Source organism: Enterobacter sp. MGH 16, from assembly GCF_000493175.1.
Classification (GTDB): domain Bacteria; phylum Pseudomonadota; class Gammaproteobacteria; order Enterobacterales; family Enterobacteriaceae; genus Enterobacter; species Enterobacter roggenkampii.
The window spans coordinates 4,738,180-4,764,762 of record NZ_KI535695.1 but is presented as its reverse complement, the minus strand read 5'-3'; the positions used below and the strand labels follow the sequence as shown (position 1 = coordinate 4,764,762).

Here is a 26,583-nt window from a genome sequence, read left to right as displayed (position 1 = left end):
TGTATTAGTCAAACTCCAGTTCCACCTGCTCCGAACCAATGAGGCCACGGAGATCGTTCAGTAAACGATCGCTCGGAGAGACACGCCACGTTGCACCAAAGCGCAACCGCGCACGTGCATCCGCCCTCTGATAGTAGAGATGTACTGGAATTGTCCCCGAGCGGTGGGGTTCCAGAGACTGACGGAGTCGGTTTAAAAGCTGGTCATCAATTTGCCTGTCCGTCAGCGAGATAGCAAGCCCGCGAGCATATTTTTCCCGGGCTTCGTCAATGTCCATCACTTCGCGGGCGGTCATTTTAAGCCCCCCACTGAAGTCATCAAAGCTGACCTGTCCGCTGACGATAAGTATGCGGTCTTTTTCCAGCAATTGCTGGTATTTATCCAGCGCATCGGTGAACAACATCACCTCCAGACGCCCGGAACGGTCATCCAACGTACAGATGCCGATACGATTGCCGCGCTTGGTGACCATAACCCTTGCAGCAATCACGAGCCCCGCAGCCGTGGTGATTTTACCACGTTCTGTCGGATGCATGTCTTTTAGCCTGTGGCCGCCGACATAGCGCTCAATTTCTTTAATGTACTGGTTGATCGGGTGACCCGTCAGGTACAAACCTAACGTTTCACGCTCGCCGTCCAGCACCACCTGTTCTGGCCACGGCTGGCAGTTGGAATACGACTGTTCAATCTGCTCCGGCTCTTCCGCCAGCACCCCGAACATATCCGCCTGGCCAATGGCTTCCGCTTTCGCGTGCTGATCCGCCGCTTTCAGGGCGTCGCCCAGCGAGTTCATCAGCGCGGCGCGGTGCGGCCCCAGCCTGTCGAACGCGCCGGACATGATCAGTTTTTCCAGCACGCGGCGATTCAGCTTTTTGGTATCGGTACGGGCGCAAAGATCGAACAGCTCGCGGAAATACCCGCCGTTGTTGCGCGCTTCGATGATCGCCTCGATCGGCCCCTCGCCCACGCCCTTGATCGCGCCGATCCCGTAAACGATCTCCCCGTCGTCATTGACGTGGAAATGGTAAAGACCTGAGTTAATATCCGGCGGCAGGATCTTCAGCCCCATGCGCCAGCACTCATCCACCAGGCCCACCACCTTCTCGGTGTTGTCCATATCGGCGGTCATTACCGCAGCCATAAACTCCGCAGGATAGTGTGCCTTCAGCCACAGCGTTTGATACGACACCAAAGCATAGGCGGCTGAGTGAGATTTGTTAAATCCGTACCCGGCGAATTTTTCCACCAGGTCGAAGATTTTCATCGCCAGCTCGCCGTCGACGCCGTTTTTCTTCGCCCCGTCTTCAAAGATCGAACGCTGCTTGGCCATCTCTTCCGGCTTTTTCTTACCCATCGCACGACGCAGCATGTCCGCGCCGCCGAGCGTATAGCCGGAAAGCACCTGGGCGATCTGCATCACCTGTTCCTGATACAGGATGATGCCATAGGTTGGCTCCAGTACCGGCTTCAGGCTTTCGTGCTGCCACTGAACGTCCGGGTAGGAAATCTCTTCTCTCCCGTGCTTACGGTCGATAAAGTTATCTACCATCCCTGACTGCAAAGGGCCCGGACGGAACAGGGCCACCAGCGCGATCATATCTTCGAAGCAGTCTGGCTGCAGGCGCTTAATCAGATCTTTCATGCCACGGGATTCAAGCTGGAAGACAGCAGTGGTCTCCGAGCGCTGCAGCATGTCGAAACTTTTCTTGTCGTCCAGCGGGATGGCCGCGATATCCAGCGGCGGCTCGCCGTTCTTCTCGCGGCGGGCGTTGATCATCTCCAGCGCCCAGTTGATGATGGTCAGCGTACGCAGGCCAAGGAAGTCAAACTTCACCAGCCCGGCGTATTCTACGTCGTTCTTGTCGAACTGGGTGACCGGATGCTGGCCCGCTTCATCGCAATACAGCGGCGCGAAGTCGGTGATTTTGGTCGGGGCGATAACCACGCCCCCTGCATGCTTACCGGCGTTACGCGTGACGCCTTCCAGCTTGCGCGCCATGTCGATCAGCGCTTTGACCTCTTCGTCCGCTTCATAGATTTCCGGCAGCTGCGGTTCAGCCTCAAAGGCTTTTGCCAGCGTCATGCCCGGATCGGGCGGCACCAGTTTAGAGATGCGATCGACAAACCCGTACGGGTGGCCCAGCACGCGGCCCACGTCGCGGATAACCGCTTTCGCCGCCATCGTACCGAAGGTAATGATCTGCGATACCGCATCACGACCGTACATGTCGGCCACGTGCTCGATCACCTGGTCACGTTTCTCCATGCAGAAGTCGACGTCGAAGTCGGGCATCGAGACACGTTCCGGGTTGAGGAAACGTTCGAACAGCAGGTCGAATTCCAGCGGATCGAGGTCGGTAATTTTCAGCGCGTACGCCACCAGCGAACCTGCGCCGGAGCCACGCCCCGGTCCAACCGGCACGCCGTTATCCTTCGACCACTGGATGAACTCCATAACGATCAGGAAGTAGCCCGGGAAGCCCATCTGGTTGATCACCTGGAGTTCAATGTCCAGGCGTTCGTCATACTCCGGACGACGCTTTTTACGCTCTTCTTCATCCGGGAACAGGAATTCCAGACGCTCTTCCAGACCTTCTTTCGATTTCATGACCAGGAAATCTTCCGTAGTCATGTCACCCGTCGGGAACTGCGGCAGGAAGTATTCGCCAAGGCGGACGGTGACGTTGCAGCGCTTGGCAATCTCTACGCTGTTTTCCAGCGCTTCGGGGATATCGGAGAAGAGCTCACACATCTCCTCCTCGCTGCGCATGTACTGTTGTGCGGAGTAATTGCGCGGCCGCTTCGGATCGTCGAGGGTAAAGCCATCGTGGATCGCCACGCGAATTTCGTGAGCGTCAAAATCGCCCGCCTCAAGGAACCGCACGTCGTTGGTGGCCACTACGGGCAACCCGCGCTCTTCTGCGAGCGCCACCGCGGCATGAAGATAGCTCTCTTCATCCTGACGGCCGGTACGGATCAACTCCAGGTAATAACGATTCGGGAAATATTCTTCATAGAACGAGACGCATTGATCCACCAGCGCGCTGTTACCGCGCAGCAGGGATTTTCCGACGTCACCCATGCGGCCGCCGGAGATCAGCAGCAGCCCTTCGTTGAGCTCGGCCAGCCAGTCACGATCTATCCACGGCCCCAGCGCACCATATCCGCGCTGATAGGCTTTTGAGATAAGCAGCGTGAGGTTTTGGTAACCCGTGTTGTTCATCGCCAGCACGGAGATTTGCGTCAGTTCATCCCCGATGAGGTCGCTCTGCACGTGGAAATCTGCGCCGACGATCGGCTTCATCCCCGCGCCATGCGCCGTTCCGTAGAACTTCACCAGGCCACACAGGTTGGTAAAATCGGTGATCGCTAGCGCAGGCATGCTAAGCGAGGCCGCCTTTTTTACCAGCGGCCCGGTCTTCGCCAGCCCATCGATCATGGAGTAGTCGCTATGCACCCGCAGGTGTACGAAACGTGGTTCAGCCATCTTCAGATTCCGCGTTACTTAATTGCTTGCGTAATGATTCAGGACACCCGTCCCAGGGCGCGTTTTACCGGGCCAAAACTGCGCCGATGGTGTTCGGTTGCGCCATGTTCAGCCAGCCTCTCCAGGTGGAAAGGTGTGGGATATCCCTTATGCTGGGCGAAACCATACTGAGGGTAAGTGAGATCCAGCGCGGCCATTTCGGCGTCGCGTGTCACTTTGGCAATAATAGAAGCTGCGCTAATTTCTGCGACCCGGCTATCGCCTTTGACCACTGCCATTGAAGGCATGGGCAATGCCGGACAGCGGTTGCCGTCAATCAGGACATATTCAGGGGAAATTTTCAGCCCCGCCACCGCACGCTGCATCGCCAGCATCGTGGCATGCAAAATATTCAGCTCGTCTATCTCATGCGGTTCAGCGCGCCCGAGGCTCCAGGCCAGCGCTTTCTCCTGAATCTCACTAAACAGCGCCAGCCGGCGCTTTTCAGACAATTTTTTTGAGTCGTTCAGCCCGACGATCGGCCGAGCCGGATCGAGGATCACCGCAGCGGTCACCACGGCTCCCACTAACGGACCACGACCCACTTCGTCCACACCCGCCACAAGGTGGGTGTGAGGATAAACAAATTCCATCATTTTGCTAACTCCAGCACCGCATCGGCCGCTTGCTCATCAGCATTACAGCGGATCAGTTGATGCAGTTCGCGGAAGGTATCGTGCATCTGGTGGCTGGTTTTACCGTTGGCGAGCAGCGGCAGCAGGGCCTCCGCCAGCGCCTGTGGCTGGCATTCATCCTGCAAGAGCTCTTTCACCAGCTCGCGACCCGCAAGCAGGTTTGGCAGGGAGACGTAATCTGTTTTCACCAGACGTTTTGCCAGCCAGAAGGTAAACGGCTTCATGCGGTAACCGACCACCATCGGGCATTTCGCCAGCATACACTCCAGCGCCGCCGTGCCGGAGGCCAGCAGTGCGGCATCGCTCGCATACATCGCTTCCCGCCCCTGCCCGTCCAGAAGACGGACGTGAAGATCCGGGGCGACGTCAGCTTTGATGCGCTCAAACTGCTCGCGGCGTTTGGCATTCACCAGCGGCACGACCACTTCAAGATCGGGATAGGTCTGGCGAAGAATTTGCGCAGTCTTAAGAAAATCGGCGCTCAGCATCTCAACTTCTGCGCCACGGCTGCCTGGCAGTAAGGCCAGACAGTGCACATCATGCGGGATGCCCAGCGCGTCGCGCGCCGCGTTTTTATCCGGATCCAGTGGCATCGCATCCGCCATGGTATGACCGATAAAACGGCACGGAACATTAAATCTGTCGTAAAACGCTTTTTCGAAAGGCAGGAAAGCCAGCACCAGGTGGGTGGACCGTCCGATTTTGAAAACGCGTTTCTGTCGCCACGCCCAGACGGACGGACTGACATAGTGAATCGTTTTAATGCCCTGCTTTTTCAGGTTCCCTTCGAGGGTAATGTTGAAATCAGGTGCATCGATACCGACAAACACATCGGGTTTGAGTTCGGTAAAGCGGCGGGTGAGGTCGGCACGGATGTGCAGCAAACGGCGTAACCGTCCCAGCACCTCAACGATCCCCATCACGGCCAGCTCTTCCATTTCATACCAGGCTTCACAGCCTTCGGCCTGCATCAGCGGGCCAGCAACACCGACAAAGCGAGCATTGGGTACGCGTGCCTTAAGCGCACGGATGAGACCAGCACCAAGAATATCGCCGGAGGTTTCTCCGGCGACCAGGGCTATCGTAAGCGGACGACTGTCGACCATTAACGAATCAGACCCCTTGTTGAACGGTCAAAGAACTCCATGAACGCGTCCACTTCCGGGTGCTTTTTCGCCAGTTCGGCAATTTCCGGCTTCGCCTCTTCCAGCGTTTTACCGCTACGGTACAGCAGTTTGTACGCGTTGCGGATGGCAGTAATCGCTTCGCGACTAAAACCACGACGCTTGAGGCCTTCGATGTTCACGCCAAACGGCGTGGCATGGTTGCCCTGCGCAATCACATACGGTGGGACGTCCTGCGCCACACCGGAGCATCCGCCGACCATCACGTGCGCACCAATGATGCAGAACTGATGGACTGCGGTCATGCCGCCAATAATTGCGAAGTCATCAACTGATACGTGTCCTGCCAGCGTGGCATTGTTGGCAAGGATACAGCGGTCACCCACGGTACAGTCGTGCGCGATATGCGCATTCACCATAAACAGGTTATCGCTGCCCACCTTCGTCAACCCACCACCCTGTACTGTTCCACGATGAATGGTGACGCTTTCGCGAATACGGTTACGATCGCCGATTTCCACACGGGTCGACTCACCAGCATATTTCAGATCCTGGTTAACTTCGCCGATGGAGGCGAACTGATAGATCTCGTTATTGCAGCCAATGGTCGTGTGACCATTCACCACAACGTGAGATTTCAGTACTGTACCCTCACCAATTTCGACATGGGGTCCAACAATACAAAACGGGCCAATGTGGGCGTTAGCACCAACGATGGCACCCGTTTCCACAATGGCGGTAGGATGAATAAAGGCGGATTTATCAATCACGTATCAGGACTCCCGGCTACGAGCACACATCATCGTCGCTTCGCAAACAACTTTACCGTCAACCAGCGCTACGCCTTTGAAGCGAGTCAGGCCACGACGCGTTTTTTCAAAAGTGACTTCCATGATCATCTGATCACCAGGCACGACAGGGCGCTTAAAGCGCGCTTCGTCAATACCTGCGAAGTAATACAGCTCACCGGGTTCCAGTTTACCGACGCTTTTAAACGCCAGAATACCGGTAGCCTGAGCCATCGCTTCCAGAATCAACACACCCGGGAAGATAGGTTTACCAGGGAAGTGCCCCTGGAAGAACGGCTCATTCACGGAAACATTTTTCACTGCGCGCAGAAAACGACCTTCTTCAAAATCCAGCACACGGTCTACCAGCAGAAACGGGTAGCGGTGCGGCAGAAGTTCTAAAATCTCTTCAATATGCAGAGTATGAGTGTCAGTAGTCAAAATACTCTTCCTGTCAAAATGTACTGATAACAATAATAACACGGCCTGCCGGTTTATTAGAAAGCCGACAGGCCGGGAAAAATAGCGTTAAACGGATGACGCTTAGTCTTGTTGATCGATCTTGCGCTCAAGAGACTTGAGGCGCTTGCTCATATCATCAATGTTCATCACCAGAGCTGCTGTTTTACGCCATACCTTGTTGGGCTGGAGCGGAATGCCGGAGGAATAGACGCCAGGTTCAGTGATAGGACGCATTACCATGCCCATTCCCGTCACGGTTACCTTGTCGCAGATTTCCATATGGCCATTAATCACGCTCGCACCGCCAATCATGCAATAACGGCCAATTTTCAGGCTGCCCGCCATGATGACGCCACCCGCAACCGCGGTATTGTCGCCAATCACAACGTTATGCGCAATCTGGCACTGGTTATCGATGATAACACCATTGCCAATGATCGTGTCGTCAAGCGCGCCACGGTCAATGGTGGTACAGGCGCCGATCTCCACGCGATCGCCAATAATAACGCGACCAAGCTGCGGGATCTTAACCCAGTTACCGCGATCGTTAGCGTAACCAAAGCCATCAGAACCAATCACGGTGCTGGACTGGACGAGGCAGTTTTCGCCAATTTCAACGTCATGGTATACGGACACATTCGCCCATAAACGGGTCCCGGCGCCGATTTTCGTATTTTTCCCAACGAAGCAACCCGGGCCAATGACGACGTTATCGCCCAGCACAACGCCGGATTCGATAACCGCATTCGCCCCAACGGCGACGTTGTTACCCAGCCTGGCCGTCTCATCTATCGCTGCGCTGGCAGCAATGTTCTGGGCCGGTTGCGGCGTGGTATCAAGAATTTGAGCCATGCGTGCATACGTCAGGTAGGGGTTTTTCACTACCAGCGCGCTTACAGTGGCAAATGGAAGATCGTCCTGCGTCAGAACAACAGCTGACGCCTGGCATTGAGCCAGTTGCTCACGGTACTTAGGGCTTACCATGAAGGTAATCGTGCCAGCTTTAGCAGATTGCATGGACGCAACAGCGGTGATGACGATATCGCCATCACCGTGTAATTCTGCATCCAACTGCTGAGCTAAATCAGCCAGTCGAATTGAAGGCATTACTTATTTAACCTGTTTCAGAACGTCAGCAGTGATGTCTTTAACATCTTTGCTGTTGAAAGCGACGGCGTTCGCATCAACAACCAGATCGATGCTCTGATCGGCAGCCACTGCTTTAACAGCGGTCTGAATGCGAGTCACCAGCTTGCCGCGTTCTTCGTTAGAACGACGCTGACGATCCTGCTCGAAAGCCTGCGCTTTCTGGGAGAACGCCTGGCGCTGAGCCATTACGTCTTTTTCCAGCTTGCTGCGGTCGCTTGCCTTCATGGTAGAACCATCACGCTGCAGACGCTGCATTTTGGACTGAAGATCGTTTTCCATACCCTGCAGTTCGCTTGCACGGCCTTTGAATTCGTTTTCCAGAGTCGCAGAAACACCTGTTTTCTGTGCAACCTGCTGGAACAAATTACCCATGTTGACGATTGCAATTTTGTCTGCTGCCTGAGCAGAAGTTGCCATCGCTAAACCGAGACCTGCAGCTAATAACCACTTTTTCACAATTAACTCCTTACCATCCCATTGGCACCAGAAGGTACCGTTCTTTGCGTGGCAAGGCGACCGTTTTACCGATCGCCAGTTGTCAGCGCTACACTGCCAACGCATTCCTTTGCAGCGGATTATTACCAGGTTTTACCAATGTTAAACTGGAATTGCTCCGCTTTGTCTCCATCATATTTCTTAAACGGCTGGGCGTAAGAGAAGACCAACGGCCCCAGCGGTGACATCCATTGTAATGCGATACCGGCAGACATGCGAATATTGCTCGGATCGCTGTAGTCAGGAACGCCAGCTGCACGCATCTGGGCAGTGTTCTCCCAGTTGGTATCCCACACCGTACCCGCATCCCAGAAGAAGGATGTACGGACGGAGTTCGCATATTTATCACTAATAAACGGCGTTGGCGTGATGAACTCCAGACTGGCAACGGCCATAGCGTTACCGCCGACTGCGTCATCAGAACTACAGACTTCTGATGAGGAAGACTTATCGCAGTTATCTTTGTCGTTCCCGCCGTAGTAAACCGCTTTCGGACCAATGTTGTTGGACTGGAAGCCACGAACGGTACTGGAACCACCGGCATAGAAGTTTTCATAGAACGGCATCTCTTTGCCGCCTAAACCATCACCATAGCCCCAACGGGTACGACCCAGAACCACCCACTTGTGATCGTCATCGATCGGGAAGTAGGACGCAGTATCCAGCGTCACCTTATAGAACTCGTTATCGGAACCCGGGACGGTAACTTTACCGTTCAGGTTGACGCGAGAACCTTCCGTTGGGAAGTAACCACGGTCGAGACGGTTATAGGTCCAGCCGTAGTTGAAGGTGAAGTCATCTGCAGCGAAACCGTTGTTATCGCTGTTTTTGCTCGCCGACTGGCCAATAGAATCCAGGTAACGCCACATGGCCACCTGCGGTTGCATATTGGACAGGTCGTTATGCACGTAACCTAAGCCCGCTCGCAGGGTGTTGTATTCGTTAATCGGGAAGCCAAGCGTACCGTCCACACCGTAACTCTTGTTGGTGTAGGAGGACAGATCCGCATCGTCGGCTTTAAAGTCGTTGTAGAAGATACGACCGCCCAGGCTCACACCGTCAACGGTGAAGTATGGGTTCGTTACAGAGAACTCAGAGTAGGTCTGGTAGTCGTTTTTGGTACCGTTAATTCCGACAGAGTAACCCGTACCCAGCCAGTTATCCTGCTGCACGCCAACCTGGAAGCTGACGCCGCTTTCAGTACCGTAGCCCACACCAAAGTTAAAGCTACCGGTGTTACGCTCTTTCACTTTATAAACGACATCAACCTGATCCGGGCTGCCCGGTACGCGCTGGGTATCAGTATCAACCGTTTCAAAATAGCCCAGACGGTTCAGACGCTCTTTACCCTGATCAACGAGATCGCTACCTAACCATGCGCCTTCCATCTGACGCATTTCGCGACGCAGAACGGAGTCTTTGGAGGTGTCGTTACCGACGAAGCGGATCTTACGCACGTAGAAACGGTTACCCGCGTCAACATTCACGTGCAGCTTAACGGTTTTATCCGCGTCATTGATTTCCGGCTGAGTCTGTACGCGCGGATAGGCATAACCATAGCGGCCGAGCAGCTTCTTAATGCTGTCTTCCATTTTGGTGACTTTGGATCCGCTATAGAGATCGCCTGGCTGAATTTTGGTCAGCGATTCGATTTCAGCAGAATGCCCCGCCAGGTTACCACTCACCTCAACACCCGAAAGCTTGTACTGATCGCCTTCCGTGATGTTGATCGTAATGTAGATGCCTTTCTTGTCCGGCGTCAGGCTCACCTGCGTCGAGTCGATGTTGAAACGCGCGTAACCACGATCCAGATAGTAGCTGCGCAGGGTTTCAAGGTCGCCCGCCAGTTTCTGTTTCTGGTATTTGCGATCGCCCACCACGTTCCACCACGGCACTTCATCGCGCAGCTGGAAGGTGGAGATCAGTTCGTCGGTGCTGAACGCGTGGTTACCCACAATGTTGATCTGCTGGATCTTCGCAGAGACACCTTCTTGGAAGACCAGCTTCAGGTCAACACGGTTACGCGGCAGCGGAGTCACAACCGCTTTCACGCTGGCGCTGTATTTACCGACGCTGTAGTAGAAGTCTTCCAGACCTTTTTCAATGTCTGAAAGGGTTGTGCGGTCCAGAGACTCACCCACACGAACACCGGATGCTTCAAGGTTTTGCTTGAGCATGTCATCTTTCACCGACTTGTTGCCGGAGAAAGTGATACTGGCGATCGTTGGACGTTCTTTTACCTGTACCAGCAGGGTATCACCATCACGCAGGACGCGGACATCCTCGAAGTTGCCGGTGGCAAACAGAGCACGGATGGTATTACTGATATCATCATCATTAACCGTATCGCCGGGGCGCACAGGCATACTGAGGAGGGCCGCACCAACGGCGACACGCTGAAGGCCTTCGAAATGAATGTCTTTCACTACGAACCCGTCAGCACCGTATACGGTGGCGCTGCTAAACAGCAGCGACGCTATGAGCAACTTTTTCATCGCCATCGTTATTATGCGTTCTTCCTAACTAACTCTCTTACAACCGAGAGAAATCATTGAAAAGTGCAAGCCCCATTAACAGCACCAGCAAAATCGAGCCAATGCGATAACTAAAGTCTTGAACTCGCTCGGATACCGGCCCGCCTTTTAGCTTTTCAATCGCTAAAAACAGCAGATGACCCCCGTCTAAAACGGGAAGCGGGAACAGGTTGATTATCCCAAGGTTCACGCTAATGAGCGCGAGGAACATGAGATAGTAAATCACCCCGAATTCCGCTGACATCCCAGCCCCCTGGGCAATCGAAATTGGCCCACTGAGGTTGTTCAGTTTCACATCACCGGTTATCAATTTCCCCAACATGTTGACCGTCAGCTTCATCAGTTGCCATGTTTTATCCGTGGCTTCAAGGATGGCGCTGAACGGCCCATACTGGCGTATTGTCTTGTACTCATCTGGCAGCGGGATCACTTTTGGCACAACGCCTGCAAACCCTTCTGCCTTCTTGCCGACCGACTTCGTATCCGGGATCAGCGTCAGCGAAAGCGGACTGCCCTGCCTTTCAACTTCCAGCGCGAGAGACGTACCCGGATTATCGCGCACCAGAGTAACAAAGGTCATCCACTCTGTTAATGGTTGACCATCGACTTTAACGATCCTGTCGCCTGCTTGCAAACCCGCTTTGCTCGCCGCCGAGTTTGCCTGTACTTCGGCTAATACCGGCTCGATCTGCGCGCCGCGCGGACGAATGCCCAGCGCAGCGACGGGATCCTCTTTGTCTGGCTCGAAACGCCATTGACGTAAATCGAGCACTTTGTCCTGACGGGCGTCTGACCCAAATGGCGATACGCTGATGGTGGTCTGCGGATCGCCAATTTTAGCAACCAGCTGCAGTCGCACGGCATCCCAATCAGGGGTTTCGATGCCATCAATCGCTTTAAGTTCCATCCCGGATGTAATTTGCGCACTCGCCGCGATGGAGTTGGGGGCAATGTCACCTACTACCGGACGCACGCCAGGGACGCCGATGATAAACACCAGCCAGTAAGCGAAAATTGCAAAGATGAAGTTGGCTACCGGTCCGGCAGCGATGATGGCGGCGCGTTGTCCAACGGTTTTATTGTTGAATGCGCTGTGTCGCAGTTCAGGCGCGACAGGCTCGACGCGTTCGTCGAGCATTTTGACGTAGCCGCCCAGCGGGATAAGGGCGATGACAAATTGCGTACCGTGGCGGTCGGTGCGCGTCCAGAGTGATTTACCAAAACCGATGGAAAATCGCTCTACGCGCACGCCACAGCGGCGAGCAACCCAGAAATGGCCAAATTCATGCACGGTAATCAGTACACCCAGTGCAACTATGAACGCCGCCAGATTCCAGAGAATGCTCAGCATAAAACCTTCCGTTAAATCGTCCCGAATACCAGTAAAAGCAAACACGCAAACACTGGAACAGCCGCTGTCAGGCTATCAATGCGATCCAGTATACCGCCATGCCCTGGAATCAGGTGTCCACTGTCCTTAATCCCTGCTTCACGCTTGAACATACTTTCGGTTAAATCACCGAGCACGGAGGCAAGCGCAGCAAAAATCGAGCACACCAGCAGTATTGATGGTGCCACTTCAAGATTCGCCCAGACGCCGTAGCCCCAGGAGATGATCGCGGCCGTAAACAAACCGCCGATAAATCCTTGCCAGGTTTTGCCCGGAGAAACCTTCGGTGCCAGCTTATGTTTGCCAAACAGTTTACCAAACATATAGGCCCCGGAGTCAGCCCCCCAGACGAGAATCATCACATAAAGCAGCCAGATCGCACCGCTGTAGTGGTTTTCGTCGTAGTGCCAGGCGCGCAGCGCAACCATACCCCAGAAAAAAGGAATAATAGTGAGCAAACCAAAAATCAGTCGCAGCACTTTTGAATGACGCCACAACGCCGCGGAGCCGGGATAAAACAGCACCAGCAACAGCGCGGCAACCCACCAGGCCAACGATATCCACAAGGAACCAGCCACCAGAGGCTGATGAATATCATGATGATATTCAGGCAACGTGAACAGCATTACGGCCAGAATAAAGCCACAAAGTACCGCAAGCCATACTCGCTGCGTACGCGAGGTAAAGCCGCTAAACTGTCCCCATTCCCACGCGGCGAGCATGCACACCACCAGCGTAACAATAGCGAATCCCACCGGGGGCAGTAAAAACAGCGCCGCAATGACAATGGGTATTAATACAAAAGCGGAAATCAGGCGATACTTCAGCAAAAGCTACCCCCATCAGGCGTTGTCGCCACCAGGCTCGGTGCCGCCGAAACGACGCTCTCGATTGGCAAAGGCATGCAGCGCACCTTCAAAGTCTTGTTCATCAAAATCGGGCCAAAGAACATCTGTAAAGTAAAGTTCGGCATAGGCAATTTGCCATATCAAAAAGTTACTTATGCGATGTTCTCCCCCTGTCCTAATTACTAAATCCACAGGTGCCAGTTCATTCATGCAGATTTGCTTGCTCAGCGCTTCTTCATCAATTTGGTCGGGTCTCAACAGCCCTTCCTGAACCTGTTCGGCGAGATGCCGAACGCCCTGGATAATATCCCAGCGTCCGCCGTAATTCGCCGCAATATTCAGCGTCAGACCGGTATTATTTTCAGTCAGCGCCTCTGCTTTACGAATCCGTTCCTGCAAACGTGAGTTAAAACGACTGGTATCGCCAATGATACGCAGGCGGACGTTGTGGCGGTGCAGGCTTTTTACTTCGCTGTCTAGCGCCCACACAAACAATTCCATCAACGCAGTCACTTCCTGCAGCGGTCGATTCCAGTTTTCACTGCTAAAAGCATAGAGCGTTAACGCATCAATGCCGTTATTGGCGGCAAAAGAAACGGCGCGGCGAACGGATTTCGCCCCAGCTTTATGCCCAAAGGCTCGTATCTTCCCTTGTCTTTTCGCCCAGCGGCCATTGCCATCCATAATGATTGCTACATGACGGCAGCCATGAGCTGGCAAGTTTTCGCTTATTGGTTGATTCGCAGACAACATAACGCGTTTTTTGTCCCTGAAAAGGATTTAACGGTACTCAGGAATACTGAAGCCGATACATAAAAAAGCCGTGTCAAACCACGGCTCACCTGACCACGTAAAGTCAAATACCTGCGATCAGGTGGCGCAGACTATATCACTGAAGCCCAACGCTAACAAATAGCACGACGACTAGTGGTTGCTTTATCACCAGCTTGCGAGACGTGTCACCTGTTGGCGCGCAATATTACGCGCAGCTGCATCCACCGTTAGCACCTCTTCCACGCTCTGTGGTTCGCGCAAATCCATCATCTCCAGTACCGATAAATTTAACGCCGCAATATCGGTAAAACGAATTTGCTGATTCAGAAATGCTTCAACGGTAATTTCATTGGCTGCATTCAGTGCCGTTGTCGCCGCCTGCCCCTGGTCAAAGGCCGTCATTGCAAGCTTCAGACAAGGGTAGCGGTCGTAGTCTGGTTCACTGAACGTCAGGGAACTTAGCTTGCAGAAATCAAGCGGCTTCACGCCGGACTTCACTCGATTCGGCCACGCCATGGAATGGGCAATCGGCGTACGCATATCCGGTTCGCCCAGCTGCGCCAGCACGCTGCCATCCTGATAACGCACCATCGAATGAATCACCGATTGCGGGTGAATCAGTACTTCCATCTGTTTCGCTGACGCATTAAACAGCCAGCGCGCTTCAATGTATTCCAGACCTTTGTTCATCATGGTGGCAGAGTCAACGGAGATTTTACGCCCCATTGACCAGTTCGGATGACGGCACGCCTGATCCGGCGTCATCGCACGCAGTTCAGACAGTGGCGTTTCACGGAACGGGCCACCAGACCCGGTAAGCAGAATCGACACGACGCCATTCTGCTCCAGGTCAGCGTACCCCAGGTTCTGTTGAAAAGGTTGCGGTAAACTCTGAAAAATCGCGTTGTGCTCGCTGTCGACGGGCAAAAGACGCGCGCCGCGCTGCTTCACCGCCTCCATGAACAGGCGTCCGCAGGTGACCAGCGACTCTTTATTGGCCAGCAGAACGTCCTTACCGGCATCAATCGCGGCAAGCGTCGGCAATAATCCTGCCGCCCCGACAATGGCCGCCATCACCTGATCCACCTCATCCAGCGCCGCCATCTCGCAGGCCGCCTGTTGGCCACTCAGCACCTCGGTTCGACTGCCCTTCTCAAGCAGCTGTGCTTTCAGCAGGCGCGCTCTCTCTTCGTCATCCATCACCGCATAGCGGGGCGTAAACTCCAGGCACTGCTCAACCATTCGCTGCACATTCTTACCGGCCACCAGCGCTGTCACGGTGTAAAGTTCAGGATTATGGCGAACAACGTCGAGAGTGCTGCAACCAATAGAGCCGGTTGAGCCAAGGAGTGTTAAATGCTTCATGAGATGCCCGAAAAGTTAGACCAGATAAAAGCAAAACGCCGCCAGCAAGACCCAAAGTCCCTCTGAACGGCGTTTATCAGTGTACGACAGAAATCAGAACTGCATCAGTTCCGCTTCTTTATCTGCCAGCGCCGCATCAATTTTCTTGATGGCAGCGTCAGTCATTTTCTGAATGTCGTCCTGAGAACGACGATCGTCATCTTCACTGATCTCTTTTTCTTTCAGCAGCGCTTTGACTTTATCATTCGCGTCGCGACGGACGTTACGCACGGATACACGACCCTGCTCAGCTTCGCCACGTACCACTTTGATCAGGTCTTTACGACGCTCTTCGGTCAGCGGTGGCAGTGGAACGCGGATGTCAGCCCCCGCAGAGCTTGGGTTCAGACCGAGGTCAGACGCCATGATCGCTTTCTCAACCGCCGGGCCCATAGAACGATCGAATACGTTGATTTTCAGCGTACGGGTATCTTCTACCGTCACGCTCGCCAGCTGACGCAGAGGGGTTGGCGTACCGTAGTACTCGACGATGATGCCATCCAGCAGGCTTGGGGAAGCACGGCCAGTACGGATTTTGCTGATTTGGGTTTTGAACGCTTCTACGCATTTTTCCATGCGTACTTCAGCATCTTTTCTGATGTCGTTAATCACGTTACGAATCCTTGAAAACTTGTCTCAGGCAGACTATCCGCCAGCACAGCGCTACAGGTGTGCTAAGTATAGTCGCGTTTAATTCATGACAACGCCAAAGGCGCGCCCGGGTAAGATACCACTACAAAATAAAGCGGAATCTTACCTGTATTTATCGTCAACGGAAATTATTCCGTGATCAAAGTGCCTTCTTTTTCGCCCATGACCACGCGACGCAGTGCGCCAGGTTTGTTCATGTTGAAGACACGAATTGGCAATTTGTGGTCGCGAGCCAGCGTGAAGGCGGCAAGATCCATCACTTTCAGCTCTTTATCCAGCACTTCGCTGTAGCTCAGCTGATCGTACATGGTGGCAGAAGGATCTTTTGCCGGGTCGGCAGTAAACACGCCATCGACTTTGGTCGCTTTCAGTACCACATCAGCTTCGATCTCGATACCGCGCAGGCAGGCAGCGGAATCGGTCGTAAAGAACGGGTTACCCGTACCGGCGGAGAGGATCACCACGCGGTTGTTGCGCAGCAGGCTGATAGCTTCTGCCCAGCTGTAATTATCGCATACGCCATTCAGGGGGATCGCGGACATCAGGCGGGCGTTCACATAGGCGCGATGGAGCGCATCACGCATCGCCAGGCCATTCATCACGGTTGCCAGCATACCCATGTGGTCGCCCACAACGCGGTTCATCCCCGCTTTCGCCAGACCAGCACCACGGAAAAGGTTGCCACCGCCAATGACCACGCCAACCTGGATGCCCAGTTCGACCAGTTCTTTGATTTCCTGTGCCATGCGATCAAGGATGCTTGCGTCAATACCGAAGCCTTCCGATCCCTGCAGCGCTTCGCCACTCAGCTTAAGCAGAATGCGTTTGTACACGGGTTTTGCATTGGTAGCCATGTTTCTTTCCTGAGACTGTCAACGATTAAGATGGGGGTTAATTCTGGCGACATGATATGCCGCAAATCAGTACAGCGATACTGGAGCCTGTCTGATTTCCTGTGACGGGTGACAAAAAGAAGCCGCCCTCAGGCGGCTCCTTTTCAATCATTAAGACTGCTTGGACATTGCAGCAACTTCTGCTGCGAAGTCAGTCTCAACTTTCTCGATGCCTTCGCCCACTTCGAAGCGGATGAAGCCAGTTACGTCAGCGTTGTGCTCTTTCAGCAGCTGAGCAACAGATTTGCTTGGGTCCATTACGAATGGCTGGCCAGTCAGAGAAACTTCGCCGGTGAATTTCTTCATGCGGCCTTCAACCATTTTCTCTGCGATTTCTTTTGGTTTACCAGACTGCATCGCGATGTCCAGCTGAACCTGGTACTCTTTCTCTACCACTTCAGCAGACACGTCTTCTGGCTTAACGAATTCTGGCTTGCTTGCAGCGATGTGCATTGCCAGCTGTTTAACCAGCTCTTCATCAGCGCCTTTAGCCGCAACCAGAACACCGATACGAGCACCGTGCTGGTAAGAGCCCAGAACGTCGCCTTCCAGAGAAGCAACGCGACGGATGTTGATGTTCTCACCGATTTTAGCAACCAGCGCAACACGCTCTTCTTCGAACTGTGCTTTCAGAACTTCAACGTCAGTGATTTTGCCAGCAACCGCTGCGTCCAGAACTTTGTTAGCAAATGCCTGGAAACCACCATCTTTAGCAACGAAGTCAGTCTGGCAGTTAACTTCCAGAATGATGCCGTAGGTGCCGTCGATCTTAGTGATGATCACGCCGTCAGCAGCAACGTTGCCTGCTTTTTTAGCTGCTTTGATCGCACCGGATTTACGCATGTTTTCGATTGCCAGCTCGATGTCGCCGTTCGCTTCAGTCAGCGCTTTTTTGCAATCCATCATGCCTGCGCCAGTACGCTCGCGCAGCTCTTTTACCAGGGATGCGGTAATTTCAGCCATTCTTAAATCCTCGGGAGATGTGAACTGCCCGGCCGGGGGCCAAACAGTGTAAATTGAAAAAAGGGGCCGGTAATGGGCCCCTATTCATACACGGTACTAATAAGGGGTAAAACCTTATTATTCAGCTTCTACGAAGCTTTCTTCCGCCTGAGAAGCCAGATCCTGGGAACGGCCTTCACGAACGGTAGCAGCTACAGCGCTCAGGTACAGGCTAACAGCACGGATTGCGTCGTCGTTACCCGGGATAACGAAGTCAACACCGTCCGGATCGGAGTTGGTATCAACGATAGCGAATACCGGGATACCCAGGTTGTTAGCTTCTTTGATAGCGATGTGCTCGTGGTCTGCATCGATTACGAACAGCGCGTCTGGCAGGCCGCCCATATCTTTGATACCGCCCAGGCTGTTTTCCAGCTTGTCCAGTTCACGAGTGCGCATCAGCGCTTCTTTCTTAGTCAGCTTGTCGAAAGTACCGTCCTGAGACTGGGTTTCCAGATCTTTCAGGCGCTTGATGGACTGACGAACAGTTTTCCAGTTGGTCAGCATGCCGCCCAACCAGCGATGGTTCACGAAGAACTGGTCGCAGCTGTTAGCAGCATCTTTCACAGCTTCGCTTGCAGCGCGCTTAGTACCAACGAACAGAATCTTACCTTTACGGGAAGAGATCTTGTTCAGCTCAGCCAGGGCTTCGTTGAACATTGGTACAGTTTTCTCAAGGTTGATGATGTGAACTTTGTTACGTGCGCCGAAGATGAAAGGCTTCATTTTCGGGTTCCAGTAACGGGTCTGGTGACCAAAGTGAACACCAGCCTTGAGCATGTCGCGCATGGAAACAGTTGCCATGTTTAAAACCTCTATATTGAAAGTTGGGGTTATGCCTCCACGTATCCCATATTACCGACCCCGAAGGGCACCCCGGAATATGTGCCGATACGTGTGTGTTGTTACACAAAGTGAGATTTGTCGCTCCCGTCCAGCCTGTGTATCTGAGATGGATCGGAAGTCCGGCGCGCTTTATACCACAAAACACGACCAGAAACCAACAGTTGTTGGCGGAGTGTGCTGTTAATGATTCTCAATTTGGCACGGAGCGTGCCTGACTGATACCATTGACGACACTTAGACTAGTATTGTCGAAAAAATCGACACCGATGGACAGATTACATGGCTATCTCTATTAAGACACCTGAAGAAATTGAAAAGATGCGCGTCGCCGGTCGTCTGGCCGCGGAAGTGCTGGAAATGATCGAGCCGTTCGTGAAGCCGGGCGTCAGCACGGGTGAACTGGACCGCATCTGTAACGACTATATCGTGAACGAGCAGCACGCGGTTTCCGCCTGCCTCGGCTACCACGGTTTCCCGAAATCCGTCTGCATCTCTATTAATGAAGTGGTGTGCCACGGCATTCCTGACGATGAAAAACTGCTGAAAGACGGCGATATCGTCAACATCGACGTGACCGTCATTAAAGACGAGTACCACGGTGACACCTCAAAAATGTTCATCGTTGGCAAGCCGACCATCCTGGGCGAGCGTCTGTGCAAAGTCACCCAGGACAGCCTCTACCTGGCGCTGAAAATGGTGAAGCCGGGTATTCGCCTGCGTACTATCGGCGCCGCAATTCAGAAATTTGTGGAAGCGGAAGGGTTCTCCGTGGTGCGCGAATACTGCGGTCACGGTATTGGCCGCGTCTTCCATGAAGAGCCGCAGGTTCTGCACTACGATGCAGACGACGGCGGCGTTGTGCTGCAAAAGGGCATGACCTTCACCATCGAGCCAATGGTCAACGCCGGTGACTACCGCATCCGCACCATGAAAGACGGCTGGACGGTGAAAACCAAAGACAGAAGCTTGTCTGCCCAGTACGAGCATACTATTGTGGTAACAGACAACGGCTGCGAAATTATGACGTTGCGCAAGGATGACACCATCCCGGCGATACTGACGAACATTGAGTGATAAGAAGCCGGCAAATGCCGGCTTTTTTAATGGCGATAGCTTTTTCTTATGGGTGGCGCACGATGAGTAATCTTTTACCCGAACAGTATGCTAACACAGCCCTTCCCACCCTCCCCGACCAGCCCGATAACCCGGGCGTCTGGCCGCCGCACGAACTGACCTGCGCGCATATTAAAGCCCATATGGATGTTTTCCATCGCTGGCTGGGTAGCGCGTTCGATGCAGGCGTGTCTGCCGAGCAGCTCATTGAGGCGCGCACCGAGTTTATCGACCAGCTCCTGCAGCGTCTGTGGATCGACTACGGTTTCGGGCAGGTTAGCGACGTCGCGCTGGTTGCCGTCGGGGGCTATGGCCGCGGTGAGCTGCATCCGCTTTCCGATATCGATCTCCTGATCCTGAGCCGCAAAAAGCTGCCGGACGAACAGGCGCAAAAAATCGGCGAGCTTCTGACCCTGCTCTGGGACGTGAAGCTGGAAGTCGGCCACAGCGTGCGCACCCTGGAAGAGTGTCTGCTGGAAGGGCTATCGGACCTGACCGTTGCCACCAACCTGATTGAAACCCGTCTGCTGATTGGCGACGTCGCGCTGTTCCTGGAGCTGCAAAAACACATCTTCAGCGACGGCTTCTGGCCGTCAGAAAAGTTCTTCGCCGCGAAGGTCGAGGAGCAAAACCAGCGCCACCAGCGCTACCACGGCACCAGCTATAACCTTGAGCCGGACATTAAAAGCAGCCCCGGCGGCCTGCGCGACATCCACACGTTACAGTGGGTCGCCCGTCGCCATTTCGGCGCCACCTCGCTGGACGAGATGGTTGGCTTCGGCTTTTTAACCGAGGCGGAGCGTAACGAGCTCAACGAGTGTCTGCACCTGCTGTGGCGCATCCGCTTTGCCCTGCATCTGGAGGTCACCCGCTACGATAACCGTCTGCTGTTTGACCGTCAGCTCAGCGTAGCGCAGCGGCTGAACTATCAGGGCGAAGGCAACGAGCCGGTTGAGCAGATGATGAAGGATTTCTTCCGCGTCACCCGCCGGGTCACCGAGCTGAACCAGATGCTGTTGCAGCTGTTCGACGAGGCCATTCTGGCCCTGACTGCCGACGAAAAGCCGCGCCCGATTGACGATGAATTCCAGCTGCGCGGCACGCTTATCGATCTGCGCGACGAAACGCTGTTTATCCGCGAGCCGGAAGCGATCCTGCGGATGTTCTACACCATGGTGCGCAACAGCACCATCACCGGGATCTACTCCACCACCCTGCGCCATCTGCGCCACGCGCGCCGCCATCTGACGCAGCCTTTGTGTTACATCCCGGAAGCGCGCTCGCTGTTCCTGAGCATGCTCCGCCATCCGGGTGCCGTCAGCCGCGGGCTGCTGCCGATGCACCGCCACAGCGTGCTGTGGGCCTATATGCCGCAGTGGTCGCACATTGTCGGCCAAATGCAGTTCGACCTGTTCCACGCCTACACGGTGGATGAACACACCATCCGCGTGATGCTCAAGCTGGAGAGCTTTGCCAAAGAAGAGACGCGCTCCCGCCACCCGCTGTGCGTCGAGCTGTGGCCGCGCCTGACCCATCCGGAACTGATCCTGATTGCCGCCCTGTTCCACGACATCGCCAAGGGCCGCGGCGGTGACCACTCGGTACTGGGCGCCCAGGACGTGCTGAAATTTGCCGAACTGCACGGCCTGAACTCACGTGAAACACAGCTGGTGGCCTGGCTGGTGCGCCATCACCTGCTGATGTCGGTCACCGCGCAGCGTCGGGACATTCAGGACCCGGAAGTCATTAAGCAGTTCGCGGAAGAAGTTCAGACGGAAAACCGCCTGCGCTATCTGGTCTGCCTGACGGTGGCGGATATTTGCGCCACCAACGAAACCCTGTGGAATAGCTGGAAGCAGAGCCTGCTGCGCGAGCTGTACTTCGCTACCGAAAAACAGCTGCGTCGCGGGATGCAGAACACGCCGGACATGCGCGAGCGCGTGCGTCACCACCAGCTTCAGGCGCTGGCGCTGCTGCGGATGGATAACATTGATGAAGAGGCGCTACATCAGATTTGGGCCCGCTGCCGCGCCAACTATTTTGTCCGCCACAGCCCAAACCAGCTGGCGTGGCACGCGCGGCATCTGCTCAAGCACGATCTGTCCCAGCCGATGATCCTGCTAAGCCCGCAGGCCACGCGCGGCGGAACGGAGATTTTCATCTGGAGCCCGGACCGGCCTTATCTGTTTGCTGCCGTCTGTGCCGAGCTGGACAGGCGTAACCTGAGCGTGCATGACGCGCAGATTTTCACCACCCGCGACGGCATGGCCATGGACACCTTTATCGTGCTGGAGCCGGACGGCAGCCCGCTGTCGTCGGACAGGCATGAAGGGATACGTTTTGGTCTGGAGCAGGCGATTACCCAGCGCAGCTGGCAGCCCCCGCAGCCGCGTCGCCAGCCGGCAAAATTGCGCCACTTTACCGTGGATACCGAGGTCAATTTCCTGCCGACCCACACCGATCGTAAATCGTTCCTGGAGCTGATCGCGCTCGACCAGCCAGGGCTGCTCGCCCGCGTCGGCCAGGTTTTTGCCGATCTGGGAATTTCGCTTCATGGGGCCCGAATTACAACGATTGGCGAGCGAGTAGAAGATTTATTTATAATCGCCACCGCCGACCGGCGTGCCCTTAATAATGACCTGCAGCTTGAAGTGCAACAACGGTTGACAGCAGCCCTCAATCCAAACGATAAAGGGTGATATGTTTTTTAGTGAAATGGAAAGAGTAAACAATGCAGCAGTTACAGAACGTTATTGAGTCCGCTTTTGAGCGTCGCGCCGAGATTACCCCGGCAAATGTGGATACCGTGACCCGTGGAGCGGTAAACCAGGTGATTTCCCTGCTGGATTCCGGCGCACTGCGCGTGGCAGAAAAAATCGACGGTCAGTGGGTCACTCATCAATGGCTGAAGAAAGCCGTGCTGCTCTCTTTCCGCATCAACGATAACCAGGTTATCGACGGAGCAGAAAGCCGCTACTTCGATAAAGTGCCCATGAAGTTCGCTGACTACGACGAAGCGCGTTTCCAGAAAGAAGGTTTCCGCGTGGTGCCGCCTGCGGCGGTGCGTCAGGGTGCCTTCATCGCACGCAACACCGTGCTGATGCCATCCTACGTTAACATCGGTGCCTACGTTGATGAAGGCACCATGGTGGATACGTGGGCAACGGTTGGTTCCTGCGCACAGATCGGTAAAAACGTTCACCTGTCCGGCGGCGTGGGCATCGGCGGTGTTCTGGAGCCACTGCAGGCTAACCCAACCATCATCGAAGATAACTGCTTCATCGGCGCGCGTTCAGAAGTGGTGGAAGGCGTGATCGTGGAAGAAGGTTCCGTGATCTCCATGGGCGTTTACATCGGCCAGAGCACCCGTATTTACGACCGTGAAACCGGTGAAGTGCATTACGGTCGCGTTCCGGCGGGCTCCGTGGTGGTTTCCGGCAACCTGCCGTCAAAAGATGGCAAATACAGCCTGTACTGTGCGGTTATCGTGAAGAAAGTGGATGCGAAAACGCGCGGTAAAGTGGGCATCAACGAATTGCTGCGCACCATCGATTAATCGGGTATAACAAAAAGCGGGGGCAACCCCGCTTTTTTTATATCTGAGGGTGGCGAAAATAGATTTTTTCGTTAATTATTCAAAGGTTATGTTGAGATCAAGGGTACCGCTATGTACGATAATCTGAAAAGTCTGGGCATTACCAATCCTGATGAAATTGATCGTTACAGCCTCCGCCAGGAAGCCAATAACGATATTTTGAAAATCTATTTTCACAAGGACAAAGGAGAGTTTTTCGCCAAAAGCGTGAAGTTTAAATACCCACGCCAGCGTAAGACCGTTGTTGCTGACGGTGTAGGACAGGGATACAAAGAAGTACAGGAAATCAGCCCTAACCTGCGCTATGTGATCGATGAACTCGATCAGATCTGCCAGCGCGACCGCACCGAAGTCGATCTCAAGCGCAAGATCCTTGACGACCTGCGTCACCTTGAAAGCGTTGTTACCAATAAGATCAGCGAGATTGAAGCGGATCTTGAGAAGTTAACCCGCAACAAATAAGCCGTTTTATTGCCCGGTGGCGCTTCGCTTACCGGGCCTACGAACGCATGTAGGCCGTGTAAGGCGAAGCCGCCACCCGGCAAACAGCATCATCTCTGTTCATCCAACTGCAGCGCCACATACAGCAGCAGCCTGTCGTCGAAATTTCCCAGATCCAGCCCCGTCAGCTCTGAAATTCGATTTAACCGATACTCCAGGGTATTGCGGTGGATAAACAGCGCTTTTGACGTCGCCAGCGGCTGCACGTTATGACGGAACCACGCCTGCAGCGTCCGGCGCAGCAGGCCGTTATTGTCCATGGCTTTCAGGCGCGCCAGTGGCCGCGCCAGCTCATTGGCCTGCCAGCCACCGCGCAGGCTGTCGAGCAGCACCGGCAGCATCAGGTCCTGATAGAAATAGCTGCGGCTTTCCGGCATTCGCTGCTTACCCACCATCATGGTGGTGCGCGCGGTTCGCCAGGAGCGGGCGATACTGCCCGGACCGGTAAAGTAGTTGCCCAGCGCAACGCGAAAACGCAGCTGACCATTCTCTTTCATACGGGAAATTAACTGCTCCACGCGACGGCGATGATCGTCCGCATCCCAGCGGCCAAACGCATTGAGCGCCGGTTTGAGCACCACCATCTCCGTCAGAGAGACGATCGCCACCAGGTTGTCGCGTTCCGGCGTCGCCAGTGCATTTTGCAGCTGCTGCAGCTCGGCCATCGCGCTGTCTACGCCCAGCTGGCCGCTGTCGACCTCAATGACCGCCACCACGCGCGGCTGGTTCAGATCGATCCCCAGACGCTGCGCCCACTCGCTCAGCGCAGGCGTATGCTCCTCTGCCTGAATAAGGTTCATCACCAGCTCTTCGCGCAGGCGGCTGTCCTGAGCCAGCAGGTGCATCAGCCGCGACTGCTCCAGCATCATCTCCGCCGTCATGCAGACCAGCTCACCGTATTTTCGCAGCGACTCGGGCTCGCCGGTGAGGCCGATGACCCCCACAATCTCGCCTTCAAGGCGCAGCGGTAAATTGATGCCCTGACGGACGCCGTGCAGGTGTTTCGCTACCGCATCGTCTATATCAACCACGCGCCCCTGGGAGAGCACCAGCAGCGCGCCTTCGTGCAATTCCCCAATACGCTCGCGATCGCCACTGCCAATAATGCGCCCGCGGGCATCCATTACGTTGATATTGGTATCAATGATGCGCATGGTGCGCGCCACAATATCCTGCGCCATTTTGGTATCAAGATGCCAGCCAGCCATAGAACCCTCCCGTGAGCAGAGCTCAAGCATAGGGAAGTTCAGCGGCGCCCGCATTGTGCAGATGCACAAAGAGAGAGGAAGAAGTGTGGACTTGTGTGAAAGGTCACAGAAACGAGAAAAGCCCCTGCGAACAGGGGCTTCAGAGGATTACTGCATCAGCAGGTAAATAGAGGTGTCCCCACGCTGGATATTCAGCGCCAGCACGGAAGGTTTGCTGTCGAGGATCTTACGCAGTTCAGCGATGTTTTTCACCGGCTGCTGGTTAGCGCCCATGATCACATCGCCTTTTTTCAGGCCAATACGGGCTGCCGGTGAATTCGCCTTCACGTTATTCACCACTACGCCTTTATCTGCGCCTTTGTTGCTCATCTCGGCACCTTCAATCCCGCTGAAGATGGTGCTGGAGTCCACCTGATTCTGGCTGCTCTGCTGCAGCTCCAGGCTGACGTTAACCGCCTTGCCGTCGCGCAGCAGACCAAGGGTCACTTTGCTGCCGATAGGCATAGAGCCGACTTCCGCACGCAGGGCAGCAAAGCTGCTGATCGGTTTACCGTTCAGGGAGGTGATCACATCCCCCGCTTTAATGCCCGCTTTCGCCGCAGAGGAGTTCGGCATCACCTGGCTGACGAATGCCCCGCGCTGGGCGTCAACTTTCATTGCCTTAGCCAGTTCGGAGTTCAGTTCCGTACCCAGGATACCCAGCTCACCGCGTTTCACCTGGCCATACTGCACCATCTGCGCGGTCAGGTTTTTCACCATGTTACTTGGGATAGCAAAGCCGATCCCGATGTTGCCGCCGTCCGGTGCCAGGATCGCGGTGTTGATACCGATCAGCTCGCCGTTCAGGTTCACCAGCGCGCCGCCGGAGTTACCGCGGTTGATCGCCGCATCCGTCTGGATGAAGTTCTCATAGTTCTCAGCATTGAGGCCGCTACGGCCCAGTGCAGAGACGATACCCGAGGTCACGGTTTCACCCAGACCGAACGGGTTACCGATCGCCACGGTATAGTCACCCACGCGCAGCGCGTCGGAGTCGGCAATTTTAATCGCCGTCAGGTTTTTCGGATCCTGAATCTGGATCAGCGCGATGTCGGAGCGCGGGTCTTTGCCGACCACTTTGGCGTCAAACTTACGGCCATCGCTCAGCTGAACCTTAATACTGCTCGCGTTATCGACAACGTGGTTGTTGGTGACGACATAGCCTTTCGCTGCATCAATGATTACCCCCGAGCCAAGCGCCATGAATTTCTGCTGCTGGCCGCCGCCCTGGCTGTCATCCCCTGCGCCACCGCCCTGACAGAACGGAGAGCTCTGGAATGGCGAACCGTCCTGGCAGAACGGCGAGTTGTCGCCGAAGAACTGCTGGAAGTTACGCGGCATGCGCGGCGTATTGACGGTCGTGCTACCCTCAACGTTAATACTCACCACCGATGGCATCACTTTTTCGAGCATCGGTGCCAGGCTTGGCATCTGCTGCGCGGTTGCTGCCGACGACGCGGTCTCGGCTGCAGTAGCAGTCAGAGGAGACAGCGCTAAACCTAAACTCAGAGCCAGTGCACTCATTGCTAATGTGGTTTTTTTCATGTTTCTCAATCTCGATTTACAGGTAACGCAAAATTGCTGTGTAACTCAGATTCGTTTTATA

22 protein-coding genes are annotated in these 26,583 nt (G+C 54.7%); 4 read left to right on the top strand and 18 right to left on the bottom strand.

The window, feature by feature from the left end:
* Positions 1-4: 4 nt before the first annotated feature.
* The 16 genes from dnaE to rpsB all read right to left on the bottom strand — a co-directional run bounded on the left by dnaE (position 5) and on the right by rpsB (position 18,479).
* Entirely contained in the window at positions 5-3,487 is a 3,483-nt protein-coding gene (gene dnaE / locus L362_RS00815) for a DNA polymerase III subunit alpha (RefSeq protein ID WP_023345461.1), read from the bottom strand.
* Between the two features lie 38 nt (positions 3,488-3,525).
* Positions 3,526-4,122, bottom strand: a complete 597-nt coding sequence (rnhB, locus tag L362_RS00820; RefSeq protein ID WP_008501897.1) for a ribonuclease HII — start codon at positions 4,120-4,122, stop codon at positions 3,526-3,528.
* The gene (gene lpxB / locus L362_RS00825) at positions 4,119-5,267 is read right to left on the bottom strand and encodes a lipid-A-disaccharide synthase (RefSeq protein ID WP_023293232.1); all 1,149 of its coding nucleotides are present in this window, start codon (positions 5,265-5,267) and stop codon (positions 4,119-4,121) included. Before lpxB ends, rnhB begins: the two co-directional genes overlap by 4 nt.
* Positions 5,267-6,055 carry an acyl-ACP--UDP-N-acetylglucosamine O-acyltransferase gene (lpxA, locus tag L362_RS00830; protein WP_008501899.1) on the bottom strand — a complete coding sequence of 263 codons (789 nt, stop codon included), beginning with the start codon at positions 6,053-6,055 and terminating at the stop codon, positions 5,267-5,269. Before lpxA ends, lpxB begins: the two co-directional genes overlap by 1 nt.
* A 3-nt stretch (positions 6,056-6,058) precedes the next feature.
* Positions 6,059-6,514, bottom strand: a complete 456-nt coding sequence (gene fabZ / locus L362_RS00835; protein WP_010426706.1) for a 3-hydroxyacyl-ACP dehydratase FabZ — start codon at positions 6,512-6,514, stop codon at positions 6,059-6,061.
* 102 nt (positions 6,515-6,616) lie between these two features.
* Positions 6,617-7,642 carry a UDP-3-O-(3-hydroxymyristoyl)glucosamine N-acyltransferase gene (gene lpxD / locus L362_RS00840; protein ID WP_023345460.1) on the bottom strand — a complete coding sequence of 342 codons (1,026 nt, stop codon included), beginning with the start codon at positions 7,640-7,642 and terminating at the stop codon, positions 6,617-6,619.
* A gap of 3 nt (positions 7,643-7,645) precedes the next feature.
* Positions 7,646-8,140 (bottom strand): molecular chaperone Skp, encoded by a 495-nt coding sequence (gene skp / locus L362_RS00845; RefSeq protein ID WP_008501902.1) that lies wholly within the window; start codon positions 8,138-8,140, stop codon positions 7,646-7,648.
* A gap of 122 nt (positions 8,141-8,262) precedes the next feature.
* Entirely contained in the window at positions 8,263-10,680 is a 2,418-nt protein-coding gene (bamA, locus tag L362_RS00850; protein ID WP_008501904.1) for an outer membrane protein assembly factor BamA, read from the bottom strand.
* 31 nt (positions 10,681-10,711) lie between these two features.
* Positions 10,712-12,064, bottom strand: a complete 1,353-nt coding sequence (gene rseP, locus L362_RS00855) for a sigma E protease regulator RseP (protein ID WP_008501905.1) — start codon at positions 12,062-12,064, stop codon at positions 10,712-10,714.
* Positions 12,065-12,075: 11 nt separating this feature from the next.
* Positions 12,076-12,933: a phosphatidate cytidylyltransferase gene (gene cdsA, locus L362_RS00860; RefSeq protein ID WP_008501906.1), complete on the bottom strand. Its 858-nt coding sequence runs from the start codon at positions 12,931-12,933 to the stop codon at positions 12,076-12,078.
* 12 nt (positions 12,934-12,945) lie between these two features.
* Positions 12,946-13,704: a (2E,6E)-farnesyl-diphosphate-specific ditrans,polycis-undecaprenyl-diphosphate synthase gene (ispU, locus tag L362_RS00865; protein ID WP_021240487.1), complete on the bottom strand. Its 759-nt coding sequence runs from the start codon at positions 13,702-13,704 to the stop codon at positions 12,946-12,948.
* A gap of 186 nt (positions 13,705-13,890) precedes the next feature.
* The gene (gene ispC / locus L362_RS00870) at positions 13,891-15,090 is read right to left on the bottom strand and encodes a 1-deoxy-D-xylulose-5-phosphate reductoisomerase (RefSeq protein WP_023345459.1); all 1,200 of its coding nucleotides are present in this window, start codon (positions 15,088-15,090) and stop codon (positions 13,891-13,893) included.
* 93 nt (positions 15,091-15,183) lie between these two features.
* Positions 15,184-15,741 (bottom strand): ribosome recycling factor, encoded by a 558-nt coding sequence (gene frr, locus L362_RS00875; protein ID WP_008501909.1) that lies wholly within the window; start codon positions 15,739-15,741, stop codon positions 15,184-15,186.
* A 167-nt stretch (positions 15,742-15,908) separates the two neighbouring features.
* On the bottom strand, positions 15,909-16,634 hold the full coding sequence (gene pyrH, locus L362_RS00880) for a UMP kinase (protein WP_008501910.1): 726 nt from the start codon (positions 16,632-16,634) through the stop codon (positions 15,909-15,911).
* A gap of 150 nt (positions 16,635-16,784) precedes the next feature.
* A complete protein-coding gene (tsf, locus tag L362_RS00885; protein ID WP_014830708.1) occupies positions 16,785-17,636 on the bottom strand; it encodes a translation elongation factor Ts in 852 nt (283 codons plus the stop codon).
* Between the two features lie 117 nt (positions 17,637-17,753).
* Positions 17,754-18,479 carry a 30S ribosomal protein S2 gene (rpsB, locus tag L362_RS00890; protein ID WP_003856207.1) on the bottom strand — a complete coding sequence of 242 codons (726 nt, stop codon included), beginning with the start codon at positions 18,477-18,479 and terminating at the stop codon, positions 17,754-17,756.
* A 321-nt stretch (positions 18,480-18,800) separates the two neighbouring features.
* On the opposite strand from rpsB, the gene map reads away from it, so the two are divergent.
* The 4 genes from map (at position 18,801) to L362_RS00910 (ending at position 23,691) form a co-directional block, all read left to right on the top strand.
* On the top strand, positions 18,801-19,595 hold the full coding sequence (map, locus tag L362_RS00895; protein WP_008501913.1) for a type I methionyl aminopeptidase: 795 nt from the start codon (positions 18,801-18,803) through the stop codon (positions 19,593-19,595).
* Between the two features lie 62 nt (positions 19,596-19,657).
* Positions 19,658-22,333, top strand: a complete 2,676-nt coding sequence (gene glnD, locus L362_RS00900; RefSeq protein WP_023345458.1) for a bifunctional uridylyltransferase/uridylyl-removing protein GlnD — start codon at positions 19,658-19,660, stop codon at positions 22,331-22,333.
* Positions 22,334-22,365: 32 nt separating this feature from the next.
* On the top strand, positions 22,366-23,190 hold the full coding sequence (dapD, locus tag L362_RS00905; RefSeq protein WP_023345457.1) for a 2,3,4,5-tetrahydropyridine-2,6-dicarboxylate N-succinyltransferase: 825 nt from the start codon (positions 22,366-22,368) through the stop codon (positions 23,188-23,190).
* Positions 23,191-23,301: 111 nt separating this feature from the next.
* Positions 23,302-23,691 (top strand): DUF3461 family protein, encoded by a 390-nt coding sequence (locus L362_RS00910; protein ID WP_008501916.1) that lies wholly within the window; start codon positions 23,302-23,304, stop codon positions 23,689-23,691.
* 89 nt (positions 23,692-23,780) lie between these two features.
* Here L362_RS00910 and cdaR read toward each other — a convergent pair whose 3' ends face one another.
* Both cdaR and degP read right to left on the bottom strand, forming a co-directional pair.
* Entirely contained in the window at positions 23,781-24,938 is a 1,158-nt protein-coding gene (gene cdaR / locus L362_RS00915; RefSeq protein WP_008501917.1) for a DNA-binding transcriptional regulator CdaR, read from the bottom strand.
* A 147-nt stretch (positions 24,939-25,085) separates the two neighbouring features.
* Positions 25,086-26,522, bottom strand: coding sequence for a serine endoprotease DegP (degP, locus tag L362_RS00920; RefSeq protein ID WP_008501918.1), 1,437 nt, complete (start codon positions 26,520-26,522; stop codon positions 25,086-25,088).
* Positions 26,523-26,583: the final 61 nt, after the last annotated feature.